This is a genomic window from bacterium (assembly GCA_026708055.1).
Classification (GTDB): domain Bacteria; phylum Actinomycetota; class Acidimicrobiia; order Acidimicrobiales; family CATQHL01; genus VXNF01.
Window position 1 is genome coordinate 26119 of record JAPOVS010000027.1, and the last position, 24606, is coordinate 50724.

Annotated in this window: 27 protein-coding genes, 1 tRNA gene and 1 pseudogene; 17 read left to right on the top strand and 12 right to left on the bottom strand. The window is 68.9% G+C overall.

Annotation, left to right across the window (positions count from 1 at the left end; all coding sequences use genetic code 11):
* The first annotated feature begins 97 nt into the window (after positions 1–97).
* The 9 genes from OXG55_05450 to OXG55_05490 all read left to right on the top strand — a co-directional run bounded on the left by OXG55_05450 (position 98) and on the right by OXG55_05490 (position 10235).
* Positions 98–940 carry an acyltransferase gene (locus OXG55_05450; GenBank protein ID MCY4102700.1) on the top strand — a complete coding sequence of 281 codons (843 nt, stop codon included), beginning with the start codon at positions 98–100 and terminating at the stop codon, positions 938–940.
* 103 nt (positions 941–1043) lie between these two features.
* Positions 1044–2342 carry an aspartate aminotransferase family protein gene (locus tag OXG55_05455; GenBank protein MCY4102701.1) on the top strand — a complete coding sequence of 433 codons (1299 nt, stop codon included), beginning with the start codon at positions 1044–1046 and terminating at the stop codon, positions 2340–2342.
* A gap of 80 nt (positions 2343–2422) precedes the next feature.
* Positions 2423–3838 carry a dihydropyrimidinase gene (gene hydA / locus OXG55_05460; protein MCY4102702.1) on the top strand — a complete coding sequence of 472 codons (1416 nt, stop codon included), beginning with the start codon at positions 2423–2425 and terminating at the stop codon, positions 3836–3838.
* 48 nt (positions 3839–3886) lie between these two features.
* On the top strand, positions 3887–5377 hold the full coding sequence (locus tag OXG55_05465; protein MCY4102703.1) for a CoA-acylating methylmalonate-semialdehyde dehydrogenase: 1491 nt from the start codon (positions 3887–3889) through the stop codon (positions 5375–5377).
* Between the two features lie 35 nt (positions 5378–5412).
* A complete protein-coding gene (locus OXG55_05470; GenBank protein ID MCY4102704.1) occupies positions 5413–6417 on the top strand; it encodes a TIGR03842 family LLM class F420-dependent oxidoreductase in 1005 nt (334 codons plus the stop codon).
* Between the two features lie 7 nt (positions 6418–6424).
* The gene (locus OXG55_05475) at positions 6425–7324 is read left to right on the top strand and encodes an ABC transporter permease subunit (protein MCY4102705.1); all 900 of its coding nucleotides are present in this window, start codon (positions 6425–6427) and stop codon (positions 7322–7324) included.
* Between the two features lie 32 nt (positions 7325–7356).
* Complete coding sequence (locus OXG55_05480) at positions 7357–8136, top strand: ABC transporter ATP-binding protein (GenBank protein MCY4102706.1); 780 nt, start codon at positions 7357–7359, stop codon at positions 8134–8136.
* Between the two features lie 13 nt (positions 8137–8149).
* A complete protein-coding gene (locus OXG55_05485; GenBank protein ID MCY4102707.1) occupies positions 8150–8926 on the top strand; it encodes an ABC transporter permease subunit in 777 nt (258 codons plus the stop codon).
* An 85-nt stretch (positions 8927–9011) separates the two neighbouring features.
* A complete protein-coding gene (locus tag OXG55_05490) occupies positions 9012–10235 on the top strand; it encodes an ABC transporter substrate-binding protein (GenBank protein MCY4102708.1) in 1224 nt (407 codons plus the stop codon).
* Positions 10236–10726: 491 nt separating this feature from the next.
* Here the strand turns inward: OXG55_05490 and OXG55_05495 are convergent.
* The 3 genes and pseudogenes from OXG55_05495 to OXG55_05505 form a co-directional block, all read right to left on the bottom strand.
* Positions 10727–10909, bottom strand: a pseudogene (locus OXG55_05495) (type II toxin-antitoxin system HicB family antitoxin).
* Complete coding sequence (locus OXG55_05500) at positions 10906–11106, bottom strand: type II toxin-antitoxin system HicA family toxin (protein ID MCY4102709.1); 201 nt, start codon at positions 11104–11106, stop codon at positions 10906–10908. The pseudogene OXG55_05495 and the gene OXG55_05500 overlap by 4 nt, the downstream one beginning before the upstream one ends.
* 24 nt (positions 11107–11130) lie before the next feature.
* Positions 11131–11703, bottom strand: coding sequence for a peroxidase-related enzyme (locus tag OXG55_05505; GenBank protein MCY4102710.1), 573 nt, complete (start codon positions 11701–11703; stop codon positions 11131–11133).
* 68 nt (positions 11704–11771) lie between these two features.
* Between OXG55_05505 and OXG55_05510 the strand changes: the two genes are divergently transcribed.
* Positions 11772–11864 (top strand) — tRNA-Ser (locus tag OXG55_05510).
* 579 nt (positions 11865–12443) lie between these two features.
* Here OXG55_05510 and OXG55_05515 read toward each other — a convergent pair.
* The 4 genes from OXG55_05515 to OXG55_05530 are packed head-to-tail and all read right to left on the bottom strand — an operon-like array spanning position 12444 to position 14261.
* A complete protein-coding gene (locus tag OXG55_05515; GenBank protein ID MCY4102711.1) occupies positions 12444–12632 on the bottom strand; it encodes a hypothetical protein in 189 nt (62 codons plus the stop codon).
* Positions 12633–12650: 18 nt separating this feature from the next.
* Positions 12651–13196, bottom strand: coding sequence for a DUF6286 domain-containing protein (locus tag OXG55_05520; protein ID MCY4102712.1), 546 nt, complete (start codon positions 13194–13196; stop codon positions 12651–12653).
* A 2-nt stretch (positions 13197–13198) separates the two neighbouring features.
* Positions 13199–13768 (bottom strand): hypothetical protein, encoded by a 570-nt coding sequence (locus OXG55_05525; protein MCY4102713.1) that lies wholly within the window; start codon positions 13766–13768, stop codon positions 13199–13201.
* A 46-nt stretch (positions 13769–13814) separates the two neighbouring features.
* Positions 13815–14261 (bottom strand): Asp23/Gls24 family envelope stress response protein, encoded by a 447-nt coding sequence (locus OXG55_05530; GenBank protein MCY4102714.1) that lies wholly within the window; start codon positions 14259–14261, stop codon positions 13815–13817.
* Between the two features lie 284 nt (positions 14262–14545).
* Between OXG55_05530 and OXG55_05535 the strand changes: the two genes are divergently transcribed.
* The 4 genes from OXG55_05535 to OXG55_05550 are packed head-to-tail and all read left to right on the top strand — an operon-like array spanning position 14546 to position 16792.
* Entirely contained in the window at positions 14546–14677 is a 132-nt protein-coding gene (locus OXG55_05535; GenBank protein MCY4102715.1) for a hypothetical protein, read from the top strand.
* Positions 14678–15019 carry a hypothetical protein gene (locus tag OXG55_05540; protein MCY4102716.1) on the top strand — a complete coding sequence of 114 codons (342 nt, stop codon included), beginning with the start codon at positions 14678–14680 and terminating at the stop codon, positions 15017–15019. It begins immediately after the preceding gene.
* Positions 14985–16292 carry a hypothetical protein gene (locus OXG55_05545; protein ID MCY4102717.1) on the top strand — a complete coding sequence of 436 codons (1308 nt, stop codon included), beginning with the start codon at positions 14985–14987 and terminating at the stop codon, positions 16290–16292. The genes OXG55_05540 and OXG55_05545 overlap by 35 nt, the downstream gene beginning before the upstream one ends.
* Positions 16223–16792 carry an N-formylglutamate amidohydrolase gene (locus tag OXG55_05550; GenBank protein MCY4102718.1) on the top strand — a complete coding sequence of 190 codons (570 nt, stop codon included), beginning with the start codon at positions 16223–16225 and terminating at the stop codon, positions 16790–16792. Before OXG55_05545 ends, OXG55_05550 begins: the two co-directional genes overlap by 70 nt.
* An 8-nt stretch (positions 16793–16800) precedes the next feature.
* Here OXG55_05550 and OXG55_05555 read toward each other — a convergent pair whose 3' ends face one another.
* The 3 genes from OXG55_05555 to OXG55_05565 are packed head-to-tail and all read right to left on the bottom strand — an operon-like array spanning position 16801 to position 18482.
* A complete protein-coding gene (locus tag OXG55_05555; protein MCY4102719.1) occupies positions 16801–17529 on the bottom strand; it encodes a hypothetical protein in 729 nt (242 codons plus the stop codon).
* 15 nt (positions 17530–17544) lie between these two features.
* On the bottom strand, positions 17545–17841 hold the full coding sequence (locus OXG55_05560; protein MCY4102720.1) for a hypothetical protein: 297 nt from the start codon (positions 17839–17841) through the stop codon (positions 17545–17547).
* Positions 17838–18482, bottom strand: coding sequence for a sigma-70 family RNA polymerase sigma factor (locus OXG55_05565; GenBank protein ID MCY4102721.1), 645 nt, complete (start codon positions 18480–18482; stop codon positions 17838–17840). Before OXG55_05565 ends, OXG55_05560 begins: the two co-directional genes overlap by 4 nt.
* 326 nt (positions 18483–18808) lie before the next feature.
* Between OXG55_05565 and OXG55_05570 the strand changes: the two genes are divergently transcribed.
* On the top strand, positions 18809–20518 hold the full coding sequence (locus tag OXG55_05570) for a putative DNA binding domain-containing protein (protein MCY4102722.1): 1710 nt from the start codon (positions 18809–18811) through the stop codon (positions 20516–20518).
* A gap of 15 nt (positions 20519–20533) precedes the next feature.
* Here OXG55_05570 and OXG55_05575 read toward each other — a convergent pair whose 3' ends face one another.
* Positions 20534–21475 (bottom strand): ribokinase, encoded by a 942-nt coding sequence (locus tag OXG55_05575; protein MCY4102723.1) that lies wholly within the window; start codon positions 21473–21475, stop codon positions 20534–20536.
* A gap of 4 nt (positions 21476–21479) precedes the next feature.
* Positions 21480–22277 carry a VOC family protein gene (locus OXG55_05580; GenBank protein MCY4102724.1) on the bottom strand — a complete coding sequence of 266 codons (798 nt, stop codon included), beginning with the start codon at positions 22275–22277 and terminating at the stop codon, positions 21480–21482.
* Positions 22278–22412: 135 nt separating this feature from the next.
* On the opposite strand from OXG55_05580, the gene OXG55_05585 reads away from it, so the two are divergent.
* On the top strand, positions 22413–23414 hold the full coding sequence (locus tag OXG55_05585) for a hypothetical protein (GenBank protein MCY4102725.1): 1002 nt from the start codon (positions 22413–22415) through the stop codon (positions 23412–23414).
* A 130-nt stretch (positions 23415–23544) separates the two neighbouring features.
* Positions 23545–24582 carry a DNA methyltransferase gene (locus OXG55_05590; GenBank protein MCY4102726.1) on the top strand — a complete coding sequence of 346 codons (1038 nt, stop codon included), beginning with the start codon at positions 23545–23547 and terminating at the stop codon, positions 24580–24582.
* The last annotated feature ends 24 nt before the right edge of the window (positions 24583–24606 follow it).

Consider the following 24606-nt stretch of genomic DNA (forward strand, 5'->3'; position numbering starts at 1 on the left):
TAACATCGGCGCTGCCCGGCGCTTCGGAGGCTCCGCGGGGCCGAGCGCCGCAGCGGGCGCAAATCCCGCGAAGCGGATCACCCAGATCGGAGACGCCATGGACAACGTCGTGCGGGCTGCTCTCGTGCAGCAGTCCTGGACGGGAGACGCCGACTCGATGGTCGAGGCGCACATGGCCTGGGCACGGGCCGCCGCCGAGCAGGGGGCGCAGGCGATCTGCTTCCAGGAATTGTTCAACGGCCCCTACTTCTGCCAGGTGCAGGACGAGCGGTTCTACGCCACGGCCGAGGCGGTGCCCGGCGGCCCCACGACGAAGCTGGCCTGCGAATTGGCCGCCGAACTGGGCATGGTCATGGTCCTCCCGCTGTACGAGGAGGAGCAGCCCGGGGTGCTGTACAACACGGCCGCGGTCATCGACGCGGACGGCACCTACCTGGGCAAGTACCGCAAGACGCACATCCCCCAAGTGAAGGGGTTCTGGGAGAAGTACTACTTCCGGCCCGGCAACCTGGGCTACCCGGTCTTCGACACCGCGGTCGGCAAGGTGGGCGTGTACATCTGCTACGACCGCCACTTTCCCGAGGGCTGGCGCGCCCTGGGGCTCGGTGGGGCGCAGATCGTCTTCAACCCCTCGGCCACCAGCCGGGGCCTGTCGGCCTACCTCTGGAAGCTGGAGCAGACCGCCTCGGCGGCGGCGAACATGTACTACGTGGGCGCCATCAACCGGGTGGGCGTCGAGCCGCTGGGAGACAACGACTTCTACGGCACGTCGTACTTCGCCAACCCGCGCGGCCAGTTCGTGGGGGAGGTGGCCTCGGATTCCGAACCGGAGGTCATCGTCCGCGACCTCGACCTGGACCTCATCGGCGAGGTCCGCAACCAGTGGGCGTTCTACCGGGACCGCCGCCCCGACGCCTACGACCCGCTGGTGGCCGGCTGAGCGGTCTGCTGAGCGATGCTGCGGACCGTCGCAATCCCGTCATTCCGGCGAAGGCCGGAATCCAGTGTGTGCCCGACCGACCGCCGGGCACGTCGCGCCGAGGATGGAGACTCCGACCGTGGCTGATGAACTGCTCGCCCGCCACCGCAGCGTGCTGCCCAGTTGGCTCGCCCTCTACTACGAGGAGCCGATCGAGCTGACCCGCGGCGAGGGCTGCCGGGTCTGGGACAGCGAGGGTCGCTGCCACCTGGACTTCTTCGGTGGGATCCTCACAACGATGACGGGCTACAACGTGCCGGAGGTGATCGACGCCATCCGGACCCAGGCCGCCAGGATGCTGCACACCTCCACGCTGTACCTCATCGAGCCGATGGTGGCGCTGGCGGAGAAGATCGCCGGGCTCAGCGGCATTCCCGACGCCAAGGTGTTCTTCACCACATCGGGCACCGAGGCCAACGACGCCGCCCTGCTGCTGGCCACCAACTACCGCTCCAGCCACGAGATCCTGGCGCTGCGCAACAGCTACCACGGCCGCTCCTTCAGCGCCCAGGCCATCACCGGCAACCGCTTCTGGTCGGCCTCGCGGCTCTCGGGCCTGTCGGTCAGCTTCATCCACGGCGGCTACCGGATGCGCAGCCCCTGGCCCGATCACGACGACGAGTCGTACACCGCCGCCTGCGTCCAGGACCTGCGCGAGGTCATCGACATGTGTACGACGGGACACATCGCCGCCCTCATCGCCGAGCCGATCCAGGGCGTGGGCGGCTTCGCCATGCCGCCCGACGGGTTCTTCGGCACCGTCAAGGAAGTGCTGGACGAACGGGGCATCCTGTTCATTTGCGACGAGGTGCAGACCGGCTGGGGACGCACCGGCGAGCACTTCTGGGGCTACCAGGCGCACGGCATCCAGCCCGACTTCCTGACCTTCGCCAAAGGAGTTGGCAACGGGCTGGCGCTGGGCGGCGTGGTGGCCCGAGCCGAGCTCATGGACAGTCTGGGCGCCAACTCCATCTCCACCTTCGGCGGCAACCCGCTGTCCTGCGCTGGCGCATTGGCCAACCTGGAGTACCTGCTGGACCACGACCTGCAGACCAACGCCGCCAAGATGGGCAACCGCCTGCGCCTCGGCCTCGAGCCCGTGGCCGATCGAACGCCGGATATCGCCGAGCTGCGCGGCCGCGGCCTGATGCTGGCGATGGAGTTCAACTGCCCGGGCGGCCGCGAACCGCACCCGGCGGCCGCGTCCGCGGTACACGAGGGGGCCCGCCGGCGCGGCCTGCTGGTCGGCAAGGGCGGCCTCTACGGCAACGTCCTGCGCATCGCCCCGCCGCTGTGCGTCTCCGACGCCGAGATCGACGAAGCCGTCGAGATCCTGGCGGCCGCGGCTGCGGATCTGCGCTAGAGCACGAGGAGGGCAGGCAGCCGCCGCGACCGAACAGCTCCTGGGGCGCCACCCCGCCGACCACTGAACAGGAGGACGCCATGCGTACGCTCATCGCCGACGGGACGGTCGTCAGTGCCACGGGACGCGTCCGGGCCGACGTGGTGGTTTCGGGGGAGGTGATCGAGGCCGTGGTCGCCCCCGGCAGCGAGATCGCCGAGAGCCTGCGGCGCAGCGGCGACGTCCGCCTCATCGACGCCGCCGACCGCTACGTGGTGCCCGGCGGCGTGGACGTCCACACCCACATGGAGTTGCCCTTCGGGGGCACCTACGCCTCGGACACCTTCGAGACTGGCACCCGTGCCGCCGCCCATGGCGGCACCACCACCATCGTGGACTTCGCCGTGCAGCGCGAGGGCGAGGACGTGCGGGAATGCCTCGACGCCTGGTTCGCCAAGGCCGAGGGCCAGTGCGCCATCGACTATGGCTTCCACATGATCCTGGGCGGCATCGACGAGCGGTCGCTGAAGGAGATGGACACGCTCGTGAACGACGGCATCACCAGCTTCAAGCTGTTCATGGCCTACCCGGGCGTGCTCTACAGCGACGACGGCAAGATCCTGCAGGCCATGCAGCAGGCCCACCACAACGGCGGGCTCATCATGATGCACGCCGAGAACGGCATCGCCATCGACGTCATCGCCGCCCAGGCAGCGGCCCGGGGCCAGACCGACCCGGTGTACCACGGCATCACCCGGCCGCCTCGCCTGGAGGGCGAGGCCACCTACCGGGCGATCCAACTGGCGCTGGTCGCGGGCACGCCGGTCTACTTCGTGCACCTGTCGGCCTCCGACGCCCTTGCCCATGTGGCCGCCGCCCGAAACGAGGGCTACAACGTCTTCGCCGAGACCTGTCCGCAGTACCTGTACCTGAACCTGGAGGAGCACTTGGGTGCGCCCGGCTTCGCCGGCGCCGGCTACGTGTGCTCGCCGCCGCTGCGCAGCCGCCACGAGACCCACCACGCCGACCTGTGGCGGGGCCTGCGCACCAACGACCTGTGCGTGGTGTCGACCGACCACTGCCCGTTCTGCATGAAGGAGCAGAAGGAACTGGGCCGCGACGACTTCCGCCTCATCCCCAACGGGCTGGGGGTGGTGGAGCACCGCATGGACCTCATCTACCAGGGCGTGGTGCAGGGCGAACTGTCGCTGGAGCGCTGGGTGGAGACCTGCGCCACCACACCGGCGCGCATGTTCGGGCTGTACCCCCGCAAGGGCAGCATCACGCCGGGGGCCGACGCCGACGTGGTGATCTACGACCCGACCACCGTGAGCCGCATCAGCGCCGAGACGCACCACATGAACATGGACTACTCGTGCTTCGAGGGCTTCGAGATCGCCGGCACGGTCGAGACGGTGCTGTCACGTGGCCGGGTGGTGGTCGACGGCGGCAACTACCTGGGCAGCCCCGGCGACGGGGTGTACCTGCGGCGCAGCCTGTCGCAGTACCTCCTGTGAGTCCGGCCGACCGGGTCACGACGAACCAGACATGAGCAGGGAGCGGACATGAAGCGGATACATCACTGGATCGACGGGAAGCTCACCCCCGGAGGGGGCGACCGGCGCGGCCCCGTATACAACCCGGCCACCGGCGTCCAGACCGGCGAGGTGGACTTCGCAACCACCGCCGAGGTGGACGCCGCGGTGGCCTCGGCGCGCGAGGCGTTCGGGTTCTGGCGCGAGGTGCCGGTGAGCCGGCGCAGCGAGATCCTGTTCCGCTACCGGGATCTGGTGGACCGTCACCGCAACGACATTGCCCGGCTGCTCACCGCCGAGCACGGCAAGGTGCTGGCCGACGCCGCCGGCGAGGTGAGCCGCGGCCTCGAGAACATCGAGTTCGCCTGCGGGGTGGGGCAACTGCTGAAGGGCGAGCACACCGAGCAGGCATCCGCCGGCGTGGACGTCTACTCGATCCGCCAGCCGCTGGGCGTGGTGGCGGGAATCACGCCGTTCAACTTCCCGGCGATGGTGCCCATGTGGATGTACCCCAATGCCATCGCCTGCGGCAACACGTTCGTGCTGAAGCCCTCCGAGAAGGACCCCTCGGCGCCGCTGTTCACGATGGAACTCCTGGCTGCCGCCGGGCTGCCGCCGGGCGTCGTGAACCTCGTACAGGGCGACAAGGTTGCGGTCGACCGGCTGCTGGAGCACCCCGACATCGCCGCGGTCAGCTTCGTGGGCTCCACGCCGGTGGCGCGGGCCATCTACGAGGCCGGCACGCGCAACGGCAAGCGGGTGCAGGCGCTCGGCGGTGCCAAGAACCACATGGTGGTGCTGCCCGACGCCGATGTGGAACTCGCCGCCGACGCTGCGGTCAGTGCCGCCTACGGGTCCTCGGGCGAGCGCTGCATGGCCATCTCCGCGGTCGTGGCGGTGGGCAGCGTGGCCGAGCCGCTGGTGGCCGCCATCGACGCCCGCCTGGACAAGATCCGCATCGGCGACGGCCTCGAGGACCCCGACGCCGAGATGGGGCCGCTCATCACCGCCGAGCACCGCGACCGCGTGGCGGGCTACATCGACGGCGCCCGGGCCGAGGGAGCGGCGGTCGTCCGGGACGGCCGCCCCGACGCCGCCAACCTCGACGGCTGGTTCCTGGGCCCCTCGCTGCTGGACCACGTCACCTCCGACATGGGCTGCTACCGCGACGAGATCTTCGGCCCGGTGCTGAGCGTGCTGCGGGTTGACGGCTACGACGATGCGGTGCGGCTCATCGGTGACAACCCGTGGGGCAACGGCGCCGCCATCTTCACCCGCGACGGCGGCGCGGCCCGGCGCTTCGGTTTCGAGGCCGGTGCCGGCATGGTGGGCATCAACGTGCCGATCCCCGTGCCGGTGTCGTACTACTCCTTCGGCGGCTGGAAGGGTTCGCTGTTCGGCGACACCCACATGTACGGCCCCGAGGGCATCCACTTCTACACCCGCGCCAAGGTCGTCACCAGCCGCTGGCCCGACCCTGCGACCAGCAGCATCGACCTGGGATTCCCGCGGAACCGCTGAGCGGCTCCCCGGCGGCATCGGAGAAAGGAGCCCGCATGGACTTCGGCCTCGTCCTGCAGACCGATCCGCCCGCGCGGCGAGTGGTCGAACTCACGAAGCGAGCCGAGGAACTCGGCTTCAACCACGCCTACACGTTCGACTCCCACGTGCTGTGGCAGGAGCCGTTCGTGATCTACGCCCAGATGCTGGCGGCCACCGAGAACATGGTGGTGGGCCCGATGGTCACCAACCCCGGCACACGCGACTGGACGGTCACCGCCTCGCTGTTCGCCACCCTCAACGACACGTTCGGCGAGCGCACTGTGTGCGGCATCGGGCGGGGCGACTCGGCCATGCGGGTCATCGGCCACCGGCCGTGCACCCTCGCCACGCTGGAGGAGGCCATGGGTGTCATCAAGGGCCTGGCCGAAGGCCGCGAGGTGACCTACAACGGCCAACAGCTTCGGATTCCGTGGCGGGGCGAGGGCAGCCTGCCGGTCTGGATGGCCGCCTACGGGCCGCGGGCGCTGGCGCTGTGCGGGGCGGTGACCGACGGCTTCATCCTGCAGCTGGCCGACGTGGACATCGCCGCCTGGACCATCGGCGCGGTGCGCCAAGCCGCCGCCGAGGCCGGGCGCGACCCCGACGAGCTGACGATCTGCGTGGCCGCCCCCGCCTACGTGGGCGACGACCTGGCGCACCAGCGCGACCAGATGCGCTGGTTCGGCGGCATGGTCGGCAATCACGTGGCCGACCTTGTGGCGCGCTACGGCGGCGACGGCTCGGGCGTGCCGCGGGCGCTCACCGACTACATCGAGGGCCGGGAGGGATACGACTACAGCACCCACGGCCGCTCGGAGAACGTCCACACGGAGTTCGTGCCCGACGAGATCGTGGACCGGTTCTGCCTCCTCGGCCCGCCGGCGGCACACGTCGCGCGACTCCGGGAGCTGGCCGAGTTGGGTGTGGACCAGTTCGCCGTCTACCTGATGCACGACCAGCCCGACGAGACGCTGGAGGCCTACGGCGGCATCATCGCCGACATGGCGGGAGCCGGCTGAGGCGGCCGTGGCCGACCCCTCGTCGACCCGCCGGACCCGGGCCCGCCGCACGCTGATCTTCGCGGCCTTCCTGGTCGCTCTGGCCCTGCTCTACACCGGCTACAAGGCTTTCGGCCAGGCCATCGACGACGCCCAGCGGGACTGGTGGGTCGTCGGGTCGTTCCTGCCGCGCAGCGACGACAAGAACATGCCGCCCGTGCTGGACATCCTCGCCGAGTTCGGCCAGGCGCCCCGCGAGGGCGGCACCACCATCGGCCGCCTCACTCTCGACGGGGCCCTGTTCACCCTGCGTGAGGCCGCCGTGGGCTTCGCCGCCGGCACGATCATCGGGCTCGCCATCGCCGTCGTGCTGCTGCAGTCGCGGCGCGCCGAGCGGGGTGTGCTCCCGTACGTGATCGCCAGCCAGACGGTTCCGCTCATTGCGATCGCGCCCATCGTGGTGGTGTGGGGGCGCACCGGCCTGGAATTCCTGCCGTGGGAGTGGCAGGACTGGATGTCGGTGTCGCTGATCGCCACCTACCTCACGTTCTTCCCCGTCGCGGTGAACGGGTTGCGGGGACTCCAGTCGCCGTCACCGGAGGCCACCGAGTTGATGCAGTCCTACGCCGCCGGCCGGCGCCAGGTGCTGCGGCGGCTGCAGCTGCCGGCGTCGCTGCCCTACCTGTTCCCGGCGCTGCGCATCGCCGCCACGGCCAGCGTCGTCGGCGCCATCGTGGGAGAGATCTCCGCCGGCGTGCGCGGCGGCCTCGGGCGGTTGATCCTGGACTTCGCCGGCAAGTACATCACCGGTCCTGAGCGGCTCTACGTGGCGATCATCGGGGCCTGCATCACCGGCCTTGTCGCGGTGGGCGTGGTGGCGGCGGCCGAGCGGCTGCTGCTGGCACGGCGCGGGATCGTGGCCCAGTGAACGCCGCCGAGCCACAGGGAGGGGCCGGAGAGGTGGCGGAGGATCTGGTTCTGGAGATCGCAGGACTCGAGAAGACGTTCAACGCCGGCCGGCCGAATGCCGTGACGGCCATTTCCGGGCTCGACCTGTCGGTGCGACCCCGGGAGTTCGTTTCGATCATCGGTCCCTCCGGCTGCGGCAAGAGCACGCTGCTGCGGCTCGTGGGAGGGCTGATCGGTCCCACCGCGGGCGATTTGTCGGTCAACGGCCGCAGCGCGCAGCAAGCGCGCCTGGCACGCGACTACGGGATGGTGTTCCAGGCCGCGGGACTGCTGGACTGGCGCTCGGCGGTCCGCAACGTGGAACTGCCGCTGGAGTTGATGGGCTGGTCCAAGCTGCGCCGCCGCGCTCGCGCCAGGGAGATGCTGGAGCTGGTGGACCTCGACGGGTTCGCCTCCCACTACCCCGGCGAACTCTCCGGGGGCATGCAGCAGCGGGTCTCGATCGCCAGGGCGCTCAGCTTCGAGCCGGCGCTGCTGCTGATGGACGAGCCGTTCGGCGCCCTCGACGAGATGACCCGCGAGTACATGCAGACCGAACTGCTGAAGATCTGGCGGGAGACGGCCACCACGGTCATCTTCATCACCCACTCGATTCCCGAGGCGGTGTTCCTGTCCACCCGGGTGGCGGTGATGTCGCCCCGACCGGCCCGCATCGCCGCCGAGATTCCCGTCGAGTTGCCCGAGCGCACACCCGCGGTGCGCGACACCGAGGAGTTCTTCCGCAGCGTGTCACTGGTGCGCCGCACGCTGCGGTCGGTGGAACACGAGTGAAGGCGGAGTCCCGGTGAAGCGTCTGCGCGGCGGCGCCTGGCTCCCGCCCGCCGTCTTCGGGGCGGCGGCGCTGGGGCTGTGGGAGCTGCTGCTGTGGGCGACCGACCCCCAGGGCTTCGTGCTGCCGCGGCCCAGCGAGATCGCCATCGCGCTGGGCGAGAACATCTCCGACGTGTGGGCGGCCTCGCGGGTCACGGGATTCATCATCCTCAGCGGGCTCGCCGGCGGCGTCATACTCGGCGCGGCGGCCTCACTGGTCGTCACCCGCTTCCGCACCGCCAACGAGACGCTGACCCCGCTGGCGGTGGCGATCAACGCCATCCCGATCATCGCCTTGGCGCCCCTGTTCAACAACTGGCTGGGGATCACCTCGCCGCGCTCCAATCAGGCCGTGGTGGTGCTGCTGGTGTTCTTCCCGGTGTTCATCAACTGTGCCCGCGGCCTCAGCGAGGTGGACGACGAGAAGATCGAACTCATGCGGTCCTACGCGGCGAGCGACTGGCGCATCATGCGCACCGTCCGCATCCCGAACGCGCTGCCGTTCTTCTTCACGGCGCTGCGCCTGGTGGCGTCGCTGGCGGTGATCGCCGCCATCGTGGTGGAGTACTTCGGGGGCCGCCAGGACACGCTCGGCAATATCATCACGCAGAACGCCCAGTTCACGCGTTACGACGTGGCGTGGGCGGCCGTCGTGGCGGGCAGCATCATCGGGATCGCCCTCTACTTCGCCTCCCTGATCGTCGAACGGCTCGTCACGGGCCGGTACGCACGGGCGACGGCGGCGGTCTGAGCAGCCGGGACAGAATCTCCGGGCGGGTTCCTCGCACCCCGCCCGCTGAGACAAGGGGAAGACAACAGACATGAAAGGGGAGACAATGAAGACTCCGAAGAAGACATTCGCCTGGCGACTGCTGGCGGCTCTGCTGGCGGTGGCGCTGGTGGCCGCTGCCTGCGGCGACGACGAGGAGGCGGTGACCGCCCCGGCGCCTGCGCCCGAGCCCGCAGCGGCTCCCGAGCCGCCGCCACCCGAACCGGCGCCCGCGCCGGCCGAGGAGGCCGCGTCCATGATGGGAGAATGCGACGGGCTGACCGAGGTCACCGTGCAGCTGCAGTGGTTCACCCAGTCGCAGTTCGCCGGCTACTACGCCGCGCACGACCAGGGCCTCTACGAGGACCTGTGCCTCGACGTGACCATCCTGGAGGGCGGCGTGGAGATCGTGCCGATCCCGGTGCTGGACTCCGGCGGCGCCGACTTCGCCGTGTCGTGGGTGCCGCGGGGGCTGGTGCCTCGCGAGGAGGGGGCGAACGTGGTGAACATCGCCCAGATCTTCGAGCGCAGCGCCACCTTGCAGGTGTCCTGGGCCGATTCGGGCATCGAGAGCGTCGAGGACTTGGCTGGCAAGACCGTCGGCAACTGGGGCTTCGGCAACGAGTTCGAGCTGCTCGCCGGTCTGCGCCGCAGCGGCATCGACCCCGACAGCGACGTGACCCTGGTGCAGCAGAACTTCGACATGTCGGCGCTGCTGAACCGGGAGATCGACGCCGCCCAGGCCATGATCTACAACGAGTACGCCCAGGTGCTGGAGGCCGTCAACCCCGACACCGGCGAGCTGTACCAGCCCGAGGACCTCGTGGTCATCGACTGGAACGACGTGGGCACCGCCATGCTGCAGGACGCCATCTGGGCCGACGCCGACCTCCTCGACAGCGACGCGGCCTACCGCGACACCGCCGTGCGGTTCGTGCAGGGCACCCTCGCCGGGTGGATCTGGTGCCGCGACAACCCCGATGCCTGCGTCGACGTGGTGCTCGACAACGCCCCGACGCTGGGCCGCTCGCACCAGACCTGGCAGCTCAACGAGATCAGCGCCCTGATCTGGCCGTCCAGCAACGGCATCGGCGTGATGGACGAGGGTCTGTGGAACCAGACGATCGACGTGGCGGTGACCGAGGGCATCCTCTCGGCCGAACCCGAGGGCGAGGCCTACCGCACCGACATCGCGCTGGAGGCCATCGCCAACCTCGAGGCCCAAGGCATCGACACCAGAGGCATCGGCTGGAGCCGCGTCACCGTCGTCCTGAACGAGGGCGGCGAGTAGCCGAAACCCGCAGGGGGTCGCCGGCGGCCAACCAACAGCCGCCGGCGACGCCGTGTCCTCGAGCGTTCATTCCGGCGAAGGCTGGAATCCAGGTCGGTACAGGCCCGGACGCCGCCGATGGCGCTCCGGCGGCCTCTGAATTGCCGCCTGTGCCGTATCGGACTACAGATTTAGCCGTTCCAACAGTTCCTCGACACTCAGGTCTTCGAAAATGATCTCGGACATGGGCGATGTCATGCCCCGCTCGCCGCGCGTGTCCATCGGGGAGTTCATTCGACCTCGGTCTCTTCGTCGTGACGATATCGCAGGCTCTCGTACTGCCCGCCAGAGCGGCCGGCGACTGCAGGTATTGGTCAACTGGCCCTCGTCGCCAGGGACTTGGGCAGATCGACCTGCGCAAGCGACACCGTCGTCGGGAGTTCGGCGGGCGGCTCGCTGTCATCGCGCGCGAGTCGGGCGTGGAACATCATCGCCTCGGTCACCGACATCGCCGGTTCGGGAATCGGGGTGCCCTCCTCGATCAGGCTCTCGATATGGAACGCAAGGGCCTCCCGGATGTTCTTCTGAATGAGTTCCCAGGTGTCCGCGGTGCTAGCGCATCCCGGCACGTCGGGGGCGTATGCGCAGTAGTTGTTCGGAGTCCGCTCGTAGACCACGGCGTACTCGAGTCTCATCGGCGCTCCTCCCCAAGTCCTGCTTGCTTGAGTATGTTCCGCCATGTGCCGATCGTCAGATCATCGCCCGGATTGCCCGGGATGGTGACCGTCCCGGGCTTCTCCGGGTGCTTGTACTGCCGGTGGCTGCCGCGGGTGCGGCTCAACCGCCAGCCGTCCTGCTCCACGAATCGTATCGCTTCCCTGACCGTCGGCATTGCTCGATGCTGGGTAGCGAGCCGTCAAGCTCGGCCCATTGTGTAGAACTCGTCGTTGGGGCGCATGGCGGTGAGGTGGGCCATGCGGTTGGACATGGCGAACAGGGCTGTGATGGCGCCGATGTCCCAGATGTCCTCGTCGCTGAAGCCGTGGGCCCGCAGCGCCTCGTGGTCGGCGGGGCCCACCGACGCTGGCTTCCTGCAGAGCTTCAGGGCGAAGTCGAGCATGGCGCGCTGCCGGTCGCTGATGTCGGCCTGGGTGGGGTCGATCGCCACTTGGTCCGCCAGCAGCGGGTCCTTGGAGCGGATGCGCAGCACCGCCCCGTGCGCGACGGTGCAGTAGAGGCAATCGTTGGCCGCGCTGGTGGCCACGACGATCATCTCCCGCTCGGCGAGCGTCAGCCCGCCCTCGGCCGCCATGAGCGCATCGTGGTAGGCGAGGAATGCCCGCAATTCCGCCGGCCGGTGGGCCATCGCCAGGAACACGTTGGGCACAAAGCCGGTCTTGGCCGCCACCTCCTCGATGCGCTCCCGCAGGTCCTCGGGGATGTCGGCCAGATCGGGCACGGGGAACGACGAGATCGGCTGCTCGCTCATGCTGCGAGCCTACCCATCGCCCCTCCGCGGGCTCTCCGGCGATCGGCGGGATATCATGCTGCGTTCACGGAGAGGTGGCCGAGTCCGGTTGAAGGCGCTCCCCTGCTAAGGGAGTAAGGGTCACAAGCCCTTCGTGGGTTCAAATCCCACCCTCTCCGCCATAAACGGCTCTCGACCTGCAGATTTTGAGATCCTGCGCCAAGATTGGAGCCGGGCCGGGTTGTCGTTGGCCGTGGGTTCGCTTTCTGCCACGGCGCCGTCAAGGGCACGCGGTTCAAGTGGCTCGACATTGCGGCGCTTTGCCAACGCATGCTGCCACGAGATCGAATCGTCAAGATCCGCTACTGCACATCTCGGGTCAGTGCCCGACCCGAAGATTCTCAACAACCCATTCGTCAGGAGACGTACCTACGGGCTCTCGCCACTCTGCCGATGAACTCGAAGGACTCGGCTGTCAGTTCTACAAGCAGGTCCCACGCCAATTGCGGGCACAGACGCAGTTTCCGGACGTCGTGTATGACTTAAGGGGCCCGATCCGCGAACCGAACCGCTGCCAGAACGCTCGAAGGCCCGCCGACGCGGGCCTTCGCCCAGGCACCGAAGCAACTGGGGGGATGTGCCGCATGGTATCCCGTTGGTGCGATAACCAAATCAGGTGGGGTCCGGGTTGTGCTCGGTCAGCGTGTTCGACTCCGGGCCGTCGTATCGACCAGACGGACCTCGCTCGGCCCCGGGTGGCGTCAGCGGTCTTTGAGGCGTTCGAGGAGCTTGATGAGTCCGTCGGGGTTGTCGAGGATCATTCCGATGACCCAGCCCAGCGCGGCTAGGCCGATCACGATGCCGACGGCCGCTCCGCCGAGCCCGACCCAGATGACCGCGATCACGACGCCGGCGAGCGCTCCCCACAGTGACCGTTTCTTGGTGAGCATGTCGATGTGCCTTTCTGCCTACCGCGTTCGTGGCGGGTTCGGGTGGTGAGTGACCAGGAGGTTGACGCCGAAGTCGGCGAGACCCAGGTCGATCCAGAATTCGTGGTCCAGGCGCTCGCGCGCTTCGTTCTCGACGTCGGCCAGGTTGACGCGGTCGTCGATGCGCAGCGTGAGGTGGATTTTCTTGGAACGGATCCGCCCGTCGACGCCGAGCACCCCTTCGATCGTCTCAACCTCGTGGCGGGCGGCGCGGATGGCGGCTCGCCCCCGGATGCGGGTCTCGCCGTCGGCGGCGCGATAGACCTCGAACAACCGGGTGAGGCCCTTTCTGGGCGGCGCCAGTTGCGCGACGACCAGGGTCAGGCCGAGCAGTGCCAGGCCGGCTCCGACAAGTCCGGAGATCCAGAGGCTCCAGCTGGGGAAGGTGGCCGTGCCGATGAAGTCGGCGAGGCGGTTCCGCCACTCGCTGCCGATGGTTCCGGTGATCTCGAGGACCAGCAGCAGGCCGACGGCACCGGCGGCCGCGATGCCGGCCAGGCTGGCGGTTCGGCGCAGCAGCGTCACAGCTAGCGGACCTGGCGGCGGCGCGTCATGCGCCTCGGCACCGTGGCGGTGATCCGACCGGACCGGCACGGCAGCGCCCGCGCGGCGCACTGCTCGTCGACGGCGTCACGAAGTTCCTGCACTGGCCCGACCGCGGAGGGGTCGGGCGTGACGAGTCGCACGTTCACCTGACCGCGGCGGGTGATGCGCACGCGGACGTCGCAGCGGCGGTCGATCGCCTCCAGTCGCCTCTCGATGGCGTCCTCCAGGGTGATCCTGTCGAGCTTCGTCCAGCCCCGCCGCCGGCGCGTCGTCAGGACGCGGCCTCCGGTGCCGAACGTCCGGACCAACTGCCACAACCCCCCGAGCGCCAGCAGCACCAAGGCGATCCCGGCGAACAGCCCTGTGCCCGTCGAGGGGCTCCCCCGCACCCATTCGGTGAGGTCGTCCACCGCGCCGCGGGAGAGCGGTGGGTCGATCTCGAAGGAGAGCATGAGGAGCTGCGCTGCCGCCAGCAGCACGATGCCCGCGACCACGGCGCCGATGGCGCGCAGACTGATCGTGGGCGACTTCGAGGCGTTGTAGGGATCCATCAGCGGCACTCTGGCGAGGTTGTCGCCCTGAGCCGAGCCGGGCCCCCTACTCGACTCGTGACGAGGTCTCGGATTCGTTCTCGAATCGAAGGTCGTCGACCTCGATGTTGACCTCCTTGACAACCAGGCCTGTGGCCGACTCGACGCGCGCGACCACGTTGTCGCGAACCTCCTTGGCGAGCGTCGGGATCGAGTAGCCGTATTGCACGACGATCACGACGTCGATGGCGGTCTCCTTCTTCCCGACCTCAACATGGACGCCCTGCGAAAGGGGTTCCTCACCGAGCCGGACACGACCCAGCAGGCGCCGGAAGGTCGCCCCCATCCCGGCGACACCGCCGATCTCCCGGCAGGCGTGGCCGGCGAGTTTTGCCACGACCTCGTCCGCGATGTGCGTGACGCCGCGGGCGGTCTCGAGTTCCAGGCCGGTCTCGGTTGGGCTGGCCCCGGTCACAGCCGTCTCGTTCGCGACGGCAGCGGTCTTTGTTGCCATTGGTTGCTCCTTTGTCCTCGGCCTCGCAGCCGCGCTCCGCATTGGATTGATCGGTAGACGCACGGGTGAGCCGAAAGTTTCGCTGCCCCGTCCCACGGGCCGGCGCGGTCCTGTGCAGCTTTGCTCGGCGTCGCGCGTCTGATTGTTGTGTGGGTTGGACGTCTGCCGCGTGGCGTCGGCTCGGGCGCCGGCTCGGGCTCCGGCGTTCAGATGGCTGACCGTGAGGAGACCGCAGTGCGAGAGCCAACGCGGTTCGCTGACCGAGCGACGCACGATCCGCGCCGATGAAGGTCGCCATCGTCTACAACCGGGACAGCCGCAACGTCATCAACTTGTTCGGTGCACCCAACCAGGAGAAGATCGGGCTCAAGACGATCCGGCGGTTGGAGAACGCGCTGCAGGCCGGCGGGCATTAGGTGAAGGCCTTCGAGGCCGACAAGGCGCTGATCGGCCGCCTCGAGGAGTTCATGCCGCGGGTCGTCAAGGGCGAGCAGCCCGGCATGGTCTTCAACGTGTCCTGCGGGCTGCAGGGCCAGGCGCGCTACACGCACGTCCCCAGCATCCTGGAGATGGTGGGGCTCCCCTATGTGGCCTCGGGGCCGCTGGGGCACTCCCTGGCGCTGGACAAGGTGGTCACCAAGATGATCCTGCGCCAGCATGGGATCCCCACCCCGGAGTTCGCCGTGCTGGACAATCCTGAGGTGCCGATCCCGCCAGCGCGCGGTGGCGTACGTGACCCAGCGCCGCGAGCGGATTGAGCGGCGTGTGCGGGATTGGGTGGTGCTGTGCTGTGACCAGAGCGTCGGGTCGCCGCAGAGCGCCGAGGTCGTGGCGGCCGCTGCAGCTCGCGCCGCCAGGGTGCTGGTGCTCGAGCCGTCGGTGTCCTCGGGCGGCATCGTGCTGCGCCGACGGGGCAACCGCCGCTACACCCTGACTGTGACGGGGGAATCGATCCTGCCGGTGCAGACGACCCGCCGGCAGGCCACGGCGCGCTGGACGATCGAGAAGCTCGAACGGATTGCCCAGCTGACGTCGCGCAAGCGGGCCGTGTCGGTGTCGATTTTGGACGTCGCCACCGAGGGTCACGCATTGCACCTGCCTCACCGCGTGACGGCGAGCCTCCTGGCGACCTACCGCCACAGTGAGCAGGCCACTGAACTCGAGGCGGAGATCAGGGCGATCCTGGGGCGCGGCGGCTGCCGCTGGGAACTCGAGCTGGACTGGGACCGCCCGCCGATGCCCGAGACCCCGGGCGGCACGGAACTGCTGGCCGAACTCAACCGCGCCGGCGAGCCGCACGGCATCGCCTTCGGCCGGGAGACCTCCAGCAACGCCGTGGACGCCGCGGCCGGCCTGGTCGGCGCTGGCGCTGGGTGTCTGCGAACCGGTGGCCTCGGGGCTGGGCGGCCAGACCATGATGCTGGTGCCCGTCGCGGCCGAGGGCCTCACGTTCGCCCTCGACGGGTCGTCACGCGCCCCGAACCGCGCCACGACCAGCGCCTTCAGGAACTTCCGCAGAGAGCGCCGCCGCGGCCATCGCGCCACGACGGTGCCCAGCTCGCCGGCGGTCTACGACTACGCGGTGGGGTGCTACGGCCGCCTGAGTGCCGCCGAGGTGCTCCAGCCGGCCGTCCGCCTGGCCTCAGACGGATACAGGGTCAGCGAGTTGCAGGAGACCCTGACGCGCCGCGAGCTGATTCACCGGCGTGGCCGACCCGCGCCGCGACGGTGCCGCCGCCGGACCGACCCGATGAGCGGTTGTCATCCCAGCGCAGACTCTGCCCCGGGCTCGATTCGGGGCGGGGATCCGTACGGCAGCCCCACCTCCGGCCTCTCCCGATGAGCCTTTCGCTGCTGCTGTCGGTGCCCCATGCCGGCACCGAGGTACCGGCCGAGGTGGCGGCCTACTGCGCCCTGACGCCCGAGCAGATCGTCGCCGACGGCGACGAGGCGCCGCTGAGATCTACGCCCTCGCCGCCGAGGTGGCCGCCCACGTCACCGCCCACGTCGTCCGAGCCGTCGTCGACCTGAACCGCGCCCCCGACGACCGCAGCCGCGACGGCGCCATCAAGACCCACACCTGCTGGGAGGAGCTCGTGTGGGATCCCGAGTTGCCGGCCGAACTCGCCGCCGCACTCATCGACACCTACTGGCGGCCCTACCACCGAAGGCTGTCGAGACTTAGTGCCACTGGCCGGTTCCTGTTCGGCGTCGACGGCCACACCATGGCCGCCCACGGACCCCCGGCGGGCCCCGACGCCGGAGCACAACGGCCCGCGGCCTGCCTCAGCAACGCCGACGGCACCTGCCCGCAAGCGTGGATCGAAACCCTGCAGGACGCGCTGGCCCGCTGGCTGGACCACGAGGTCACGATCAACCGCCCCTTCCGTGGCGGCTACATCACCCGCACCCACGCCGCCGAGATGCCCTGGCTGCAGATCGAGTTCTCCCGCGCCCCGTTCGCCTCCCCGGCGGCCAAGCGCGAAGCCGTCCTCGGCGCACTCACCGAACTCTGCAGCATGATCGAGTAGCTCCGGACTCAGTCCGCGGCGTCGTCGGCGACGATGTCGTAGGGCTCGGAGAGCAGGACTTCATAGGGGACCGCTCGGAACTCGCCCGGCGCGATCTCGACGTGCACACGTGTCGGTCGAATCTCCCTGATCCTGCCCTCGGCGCCGTCGGGGAGTCTGATGTGCGCCCCCGGTCGCAGGTCGGCGCGCAACGCTCGCCCCGCGGCGATCTGGCGGGCGACATTGCGCCCTCCCAGCCCGATCAGCAGCGCACATGCGGTCGCCAGTGCGAAACCCAGCGAGGCGATCAGGACGATGAGGATCGTGGTGTCCACACCGAGTTGACCGAGCGCCAGGATCCCCGCGCCGAACACGATCGTCAGCCGGATAGCGCGCTCCACGCCCGGGCTGCGGGCGCCGGTGGCGCGGCTCAGCGCCCGCCCCACAGCGGCCGCCGCGGCGATGCCCGCGGCAACACCGGCAAGGAGCACGAGTCCCGCCGCCAGCACGTTCGGCAGCCACGACAGGATGTCCGAGGGGATTGTGTCAAGGGTCGCCGGATTCACGAAGGCGATCGCCACGAGCACACCGGCGCTGACACCCAACCAGAACAGAAACACGCTCGTCGCCGCGGCGATGCTGCGTAATCCTGGGTGCTCTATGCGCCCCAGCAGGCGACGCGCCGAGAAACCCACGAGCGCTCCCAGGACGATCCCCCCGCCGAGCGCCACGGCGGCCGCGATCCAGTCGTTGCTCATCAGTTCCCTCCTCGGTCAGCCATCCAGTTCCTCCTCGGTCGCCATCAGCACCCGTCCGGTCTGCAGCCCCAGACCCAGCAGGTCCGCCAACGTCGACAGCGTCTCGCGATCCAGCAGACGCTCCCGGACACGTCGCACGGCGCGGTCCTCGAAGTCGTCGTCGATCTGTCCCCACAGTGATCGCAGCCCGCCACGCAGCGTCACCACCGTGGCCTCCTGCTGTTCGAGCATCTCGTCGATGTCCACCTCGGTCATCCCGAGCGCCTCCAGCTCGGCGGACACGTCGATGCGCTGCGGCTCGGTGGCACTCATCGTCCCAGGCCCAGTTCTTCGCGAAGGTGTGTGCGGGCGCGGAACAGCCGGATTTTCACCACAGCCACCGACACGTCGAGGGTTGCGGCGATCTCCTCATAGGACATTCCCTCCAACTCGCGTAGTGCCAGTATCGCCCGACTCAACTCGTCGAGTTCCCGGACCACGCCGTTGAGCGCCCGGAGATCCTCTCGCCCGAGCGCGGTCCGTTCCGCGGACACGACCACCTGTGCCGGCAATTCTGCCGGATCCCACGGGTCCTCCCGCCGGGCCCGCAGCGCAGACACCGCCGTGTTGTGCGTGATGCGCATGATCCAATGCTCGATCGGCGCATCCGCCCGGTAGGTGTCCAGGCCTCGCCACACCTTGATCAGACTCTCCTGGACGATGTCCTCGGCCAGATCCTGGTCACCCGCCACGATCGAACGAGCCAACCGCAGCATCGAGCGCCCATGCGTCTCGACCAGCAGACGAAGCGACTCCTGGGCAGACAGTCCCGCGCCCCGGCCGGCAGCTGGCGGCGCGACGGTCCGCTCAGCGGTCACTGGGCCGGCTGGCGGCGACACGTGCTGCGTCCGAGAACGTCCAGATGCCTGACAATAGTGCGGCTGCTCCCAACCCGATCCCGCCGTCGTGCCCATGCTGCGGTGATCCGGCAGCTGGCGGTCTCAGCGTCTGTGCCAGTCTCAGGCCTGGTTCAAACGGCGACCGGTACGAACTGCACTCTTCGGTGAGCCGAGGCTGTGCCGTCCGGCCAGTCTCGCACGACATTGAGAATGCAAACTTATACGACTCGTGCAACGCATTTTGCGAAAGTGCAAAGCTGACTGTGCAACTAGCGCCTCCGCGTGCGGCCCAGAAATCGCCAGTTGCCGCGAGACACGTTGGCGCAACGGAGATACAAAGTTATAGGCCGAGTGCTATATCGAGGTGGAAAGTGTAAACACATACGTATAATCGTGACTCGATGGATACCGACATCACGAGTCTCATCGCCGGCGGCGAGACCTATACCGTTGAGTTCAAGAGCGATGTGAACGACGACGAGTTGACAGAGACCGTCGTGTGTCTCGCCAACGGGAGTGGCGGCTGGCTTCTTCTCGGGGTCGATAACGACGGTACTGTGCTCGGCGCGCGGCCTCGGCATGGCGAGACGACCGAGAGCCGACGGCTTGAAGCGCTGATCGCCAATAAGACCTCCCCTGCCCAGAGCGTCACGGTCACCGTGGAGCGGTTCGATGGTCTCGACGTCGTCGTGGTCCACGTGCCGGAGGCGAAGTCGCTCGTCGCGACCACGTCCGGGCGGTACGTACGGCGGGCGATCAGTGTGGACGGAAAGCCGCAGTGTCTTCCGGTGCTGCCTCACGAGGCCCAATCGCGGACAACCCTGATTGGGGATCGCGACCTTTCGGCGTTTCCGTTGACTGATCTGTCGATTGCCGATCTTGACCCTGCTGAGGTCGATCGATTCCGGCGCCTCGCGGGGGGCGGAGGTGACGCCGTCCTCGCCGAACTCTCCGATGTCGATCTTCTGTCCGCACTTGGTTTCCGGTCCGTCGACGGTGAGTTGACGCTTGGCGCTGCACTGCTGTTCGGAACGCCCGGCGTACTCAGGGAATACGTGCCAACGCATGCAGTCGCGTTCCAGGCACTTGATGAGCATGATGCTGTCAAGACCAACCGCGACCTGCATGTCCCGCTCCTCCGCGCCATGGTTGAACTCGCCGAGGCCGTCAAGCCGTACAACCCTGAAGAGGAAGTCGATGCAGGACTGTTCCGGCTGGGACTGCCGCTCTATGCCGAGATCGCCGTTCGGGAATTGATCGCCAACGCCCTCGTGCATCGCGACTACTCGGCCAATGGCCAGGTGCGGGTCGCCGTGGAGGGTTTGCAGGCTCTTTCGGTGACCAGTACCGGTGGGTTCCCTACCGGGATCACGGTTCAAAACTTGCTGATCGCACCCCCTCAGGCTCGGAACCCGCTGATTGCTGACGCGTTCAAGAGAGCAGGCCTCGTTGAGCGGGTCGGGCGAGGCGTCAACCGGGTTTACAGGAGCCAACTCGCTTTGGGGCGACCTCGGCCCGACTATGCGCGGTCAACACGGGCATGGGTCGAAGCCCGGTTGCCCGCTGGGCCGGCCGACCGCGAACTCGCTTCGTTCACTGCCGCCGCGGCACGAGACGGCCAATCACTCGACCTCCAGACCCTGCAGGTCCTTCACGAGGTTCGGGTTGAGAGTCGCGTCACCTCGAGGCAAGCGGGTGAACTCCTGCAGGTTGGAACCGAAGAGGCGCGGTCGGTGTTGAATTCGCTGGTCGAACGTGGCCTACTGGAGTCCCGAGGCGAGGGCAAGGGACGCACGTATCACCTGGCCGCCGAGTTGTACAGGGAGCTGGGTGAATCGGCCGCCTATGTCCGTACTCGAGGCTTCGACCCGATCCAGCAAGAACAAATGGTCCTCACCTATGTGGCACGCCACGGCTCGATCGCGCGCGCCGAGGCGGCCGACCTGTGCAGGATCGCGCCCGATCAAGCCTCGCGCCTGCTGCGCCGAATGGTGAGGGCCGGAAAGTTGATCATGACCGGTAGCCGGCGAACCGCCCGTTACCACGGCGTCGAGGCTGCTCAAACTCGCCTCCGTCGACCAGGCCGCCGCCGATCGGATCGACCGGCTTGAGTCATTCCGGGCAACTCAGAGATCTGCCAGGAGGCGTTCGTACTCCGCGGTCGTGGCGAAGGAGAGTTGGGTGCCGGGGCGGGTGACGCTGTCGGCGGCGACCGTGGTGGCGATACCGATGGCGTCGATCTCGTTGCGGCCGCCGGCCAGGGCCCAGACGAAGCCGCCGACGAAGGCGTCGCCGGCGCCGGTGGTGTCGATGGCGTCGACAGTCGGAGCGGGCGCGCGGTGGACGGACCCGTCGGTGCCCACCAGCGCCGAGCCGGCTTCTCCGAGGGTCACCAGCAGGCGGCAGCCCACCCTGTCGGCGACTGACCGCAGGAGATCGTCGCCGGGCAAATCGTCGCCGGGGGGCTCGCCGGCGAGGGCCGCCAGTTCCACCTCGTTGGGGATCATCCAGTCCGAGGCCGCGGCCAGTGCGGGCGCCAGCGAGGCCGCCGGGGCGGGGTTCAGCACCGTCAGCGCGCCCCGCCGCCGGGCGGCTGCGAAGGCCGCGGCCGTGGCCGCCTGCGGCACCTCGAACTGTCCGGCCACCACGGCCGGCGCCTGCCCGTCGTTGACGGCGGCAACGGCCACGTCTGCGTCCATAGCCAGGTTGGCGCCGGGCAGGATGATGATGCGGTTCTGGCCGTCGGCCTCCACCCAGATGGGCGCCACGCCGCTGGCGCCCGGCACGCGGCGCGCCCATGTGGTGTCGATGCCGCGGTCGGCGAAGTTCTGGAGCGTCTCGGCGCCGTAGCCGTCGGTGCCCACGCAGCACACCATCGACACCTCGGCCCCCAGGAGGCGGGCCATGATCGCCTGGTTGGCGCCTTTGCCCCCGAAGCCGACCTGGAACGACGAGCCCAGGACCGTCTCGCCCGCCTCGGGGACCCGGTCGGTGTAGGCCATCAGATCCATCATGGTGCTGCCCACGATCATGATCCGCGGCGCCGCGGCGCCCGACTGCGGTGCCACGGCGCTACCCGAACAGCTCGGGGTTCAGGGCGATGATCGTGAAGGTCGCACCGGTCGAGTCGTTCACGACGGCGAACCGGCCCGGGGGGATGTCGGTGGGCGGCACGCAGACCTCGCCTCCCAGCTCGGCCACCCGCGCCGCGGCGGTGTCGCAGTCCTCCACGGCGAAGTACACCATCCAGTGCGGGGGCACCTCGGCCGGCCAGTTCTCGTCCATCGTGATGATGCCCCCGACGGGCGCCTCGCCGAGCTGCAGCATGACGTAGTCGAATCCGGGTCCGCCCTCTTCGGCCGGGCCGCCCACCTGCTGCGCCTCCCAACCGAATAGCTCGCCGTAGAAGGAGACCGCCGAGTCGGGGTCGCGGGTGTTCAACTCCACCCAGCACAGGGAGTTCGGCTCCATCCGCACCTCGGCGCCGATGTGGCTGTTGGGCTGCCACAGCGACAGCGCGGCGCCAGTGGGATCGGCGATGACGGCCATGCGGCCCACGTCGAGCACGTCCATGGCGCCCATCAGCACCTTGCCCCCGGCTGCGACCGCCGCTTCAAGGGCAGCGTCGGCGTCGGCGACGGTCACGTACGTGCTCCAGACGGCCGGCATCTCCCCGAACGTCGGGGCCAGACCGGCAGCGGCGGCGTCACCCAGCATCATGACCGTGTAGCCGCGCGCCTCGGGTTCGGTGGCCGGCTCGCCCGTCCATCCGAACAGCGCGCCGTAGAAGGCGCGGGCGGCGTCGGGGTCGGGGCTGGTCACGTCGGCCCACGAGGGCGTGCCGGGCTCGTATGCGGTGTGTCGGACCATGGGGATGTGCCTCCTCGCTGCTTGTCGTCGTCCGAGTCGCCGCCTGCGGGGGGAGCGGCCCTTCGGCGGTCGCCATAGTCTGCCAGCGGCGCCCCGGCGCGACGACGTGACGATCCAGAGCAGTAGGAGCAGCCCATGCACGATTCGGAGGTGTGGTCCTCCCCCGTCCTGCAGTCCGTCGTCGGCGTGGTCGGGCGCTCCCGCCACGTGAGCACCTCGGTCGAGGCCGTCGGGAGTGTGGCGTCCTGGATGGCCTACGAGGAGTTCACCTTCCCGTCGGGCTCGATGGACGCCGCCTTCAGCGGCCGGACCGATCCGGCGGAGATCATCGACGTGTCGTTCTTCTACGCGGTGCTGAACTTCGCCTTCAGCGACTTCGACACCGGCGTGAAGTTCGCCACTAACTACCGGGGCCGCGAGTGGTCTGACAGCGAGGCCATGTTCGCCTGCGTGAACCGGGCGCTGGCGGGGGGCGTGCCGCTGACCGATGGCGGCTTCCTCGCCGAAGTAGGCCGCGACGACCTCGCCGGCGTGTTCAGCGGCAACATCGAGATCCCCATGATCGATGAGCGTGTCGAGATCCTCAACGAGGCCGGCCGCACGCTCAGCGAGCACTACGGCGGCGCCGCGCACCGCTTCGTGGCCGACTGCGCCCCGGCGATGTACGCGGGCGGCGACGGTCTCATGGAGCGGCTGGTGGTGGAGTTCCCACGCTTCAACGACGTCAGCACCCATGACGGCCGCGAGGTGCAGCTCCACAAGCTGGCGCAGCTCTGGCTCTGGCAGTTGCACATGTCCCTGGCCGCCACGGGCGCGTTCGCCGTCTCCGACCTGGACCGCATGACGGCCTTCGCCGACTACATCGTGCCGGTCGCGCTGCGGCTCATGGGCATCACCTCGTACTCCCCGGAGTTGGAGGCGGCCATAAACCGCGGCGACCACATCCCCCGCGACAGCGGCGAGGAGGTGGAGATCCGAGCCCACACTCTCTACGCCACGGCCCTGCTGACCGACGCCATCAACCGCCTTCGCCCCGCTGAGTCGGCCCTGGTGGTGCCGCAAGTCGACCTCCGCCTCTGGAAGAGCTACCACGCCACCTTCTGGCCCCACCACCTCACCCGCACGATCATGTACTGAGCGGCCCGGCGCCGTCGCCGGTCTCGCAGCTCGGCGTGGCGGCACAGGCGCCCCTTCGCCGCGGTCGGATATTCCGAGGCGTGTCGTACCGGTCGCGTAGTCTGTGAACTGGAGTCGATGAGGAGGGCGTGTGGCTGCGAGCGGGGATTGCACGGCGGACGAGTGGACGCTGTTTCGCGGTGACGCCCTGGCCGCCTACGGCGGCTGGCCGACACCGACGGTGATCGTTTCCGACGGCGCGTACGGGGTTGGCGGTTTTCCGGGCGACCCGCGCACCCCTGACGGACTCGGCGAGTGGTACGAGCCGCACGTCGAGGCGTGGTCGAAGCACGCGCATCCCGCGACGACGCTGTGGTTCTGGAACACCGAGGTGGGCTGGGCGACGGTTCACCCGCTCCTGTCGGATCACGGCTGGGCGTATGTCCAGTCGATTGTGTGGGACAAGGGTCTCGGTCACATCGCCGGAAACGTGAACGGGGAGACGATCCGCCGTTTCCCTGTGGTGACGGAACTGTGCGCGCTCTACCGCCGCCGGTTGGAGTTCTCCACGCCGGACGGCGTGATGACGGCGAAGCAGTGGCTGCGCTACGAGTGGCAGCGGTCGGGCCTGTCGCTCAGCGCCGCGAACGAGGCCTGCGGCGTGGCGAATGCGGCCACCCGCAAGTATCTGACGCAGGACTGGCTGTGGTACTTCCCGCCGCCGGAGATGATGGAGCGGCTCGTCAGCTACGCCAACCTGCACGGGGATCCGGGGGGTGCCCCCTATTTCTCCCTCGACGGCGTCACAGGGGTGACTGCCGCCGAGTGGGCGGCGCTGCGCGGCTGCTGGAACCACGCGCACGGTCTCACCAACGTGTGGTCGGCGCCGCCCCTCAACGGACACGAGCGCTACAAGGGCAACGGCCTGCGGTCGGCGCCGCGCGTGTACCGTCCGGGGCGCAATGCGGCCGTCCACCTGAACCAGAAACCGCTGGAGTTCATGAGGCGGATCGTCGCGGCCTCGAGCGATCCGGGCGACGTTGTCTGGGAACCCTTCGGAGGACTCTGCACGGCGGCGGCGGCGGCCGTTGAGCTTGGGCGTATCGGGTACGCCGCGGAGACCGTGGAGCACTTCGCCGACCTCGCGGAGCAGCGCCTCCAGGCAGGTCTCGTCTCGACGGTCGCTTGATCGCACATCGAGTCCTGTGACATC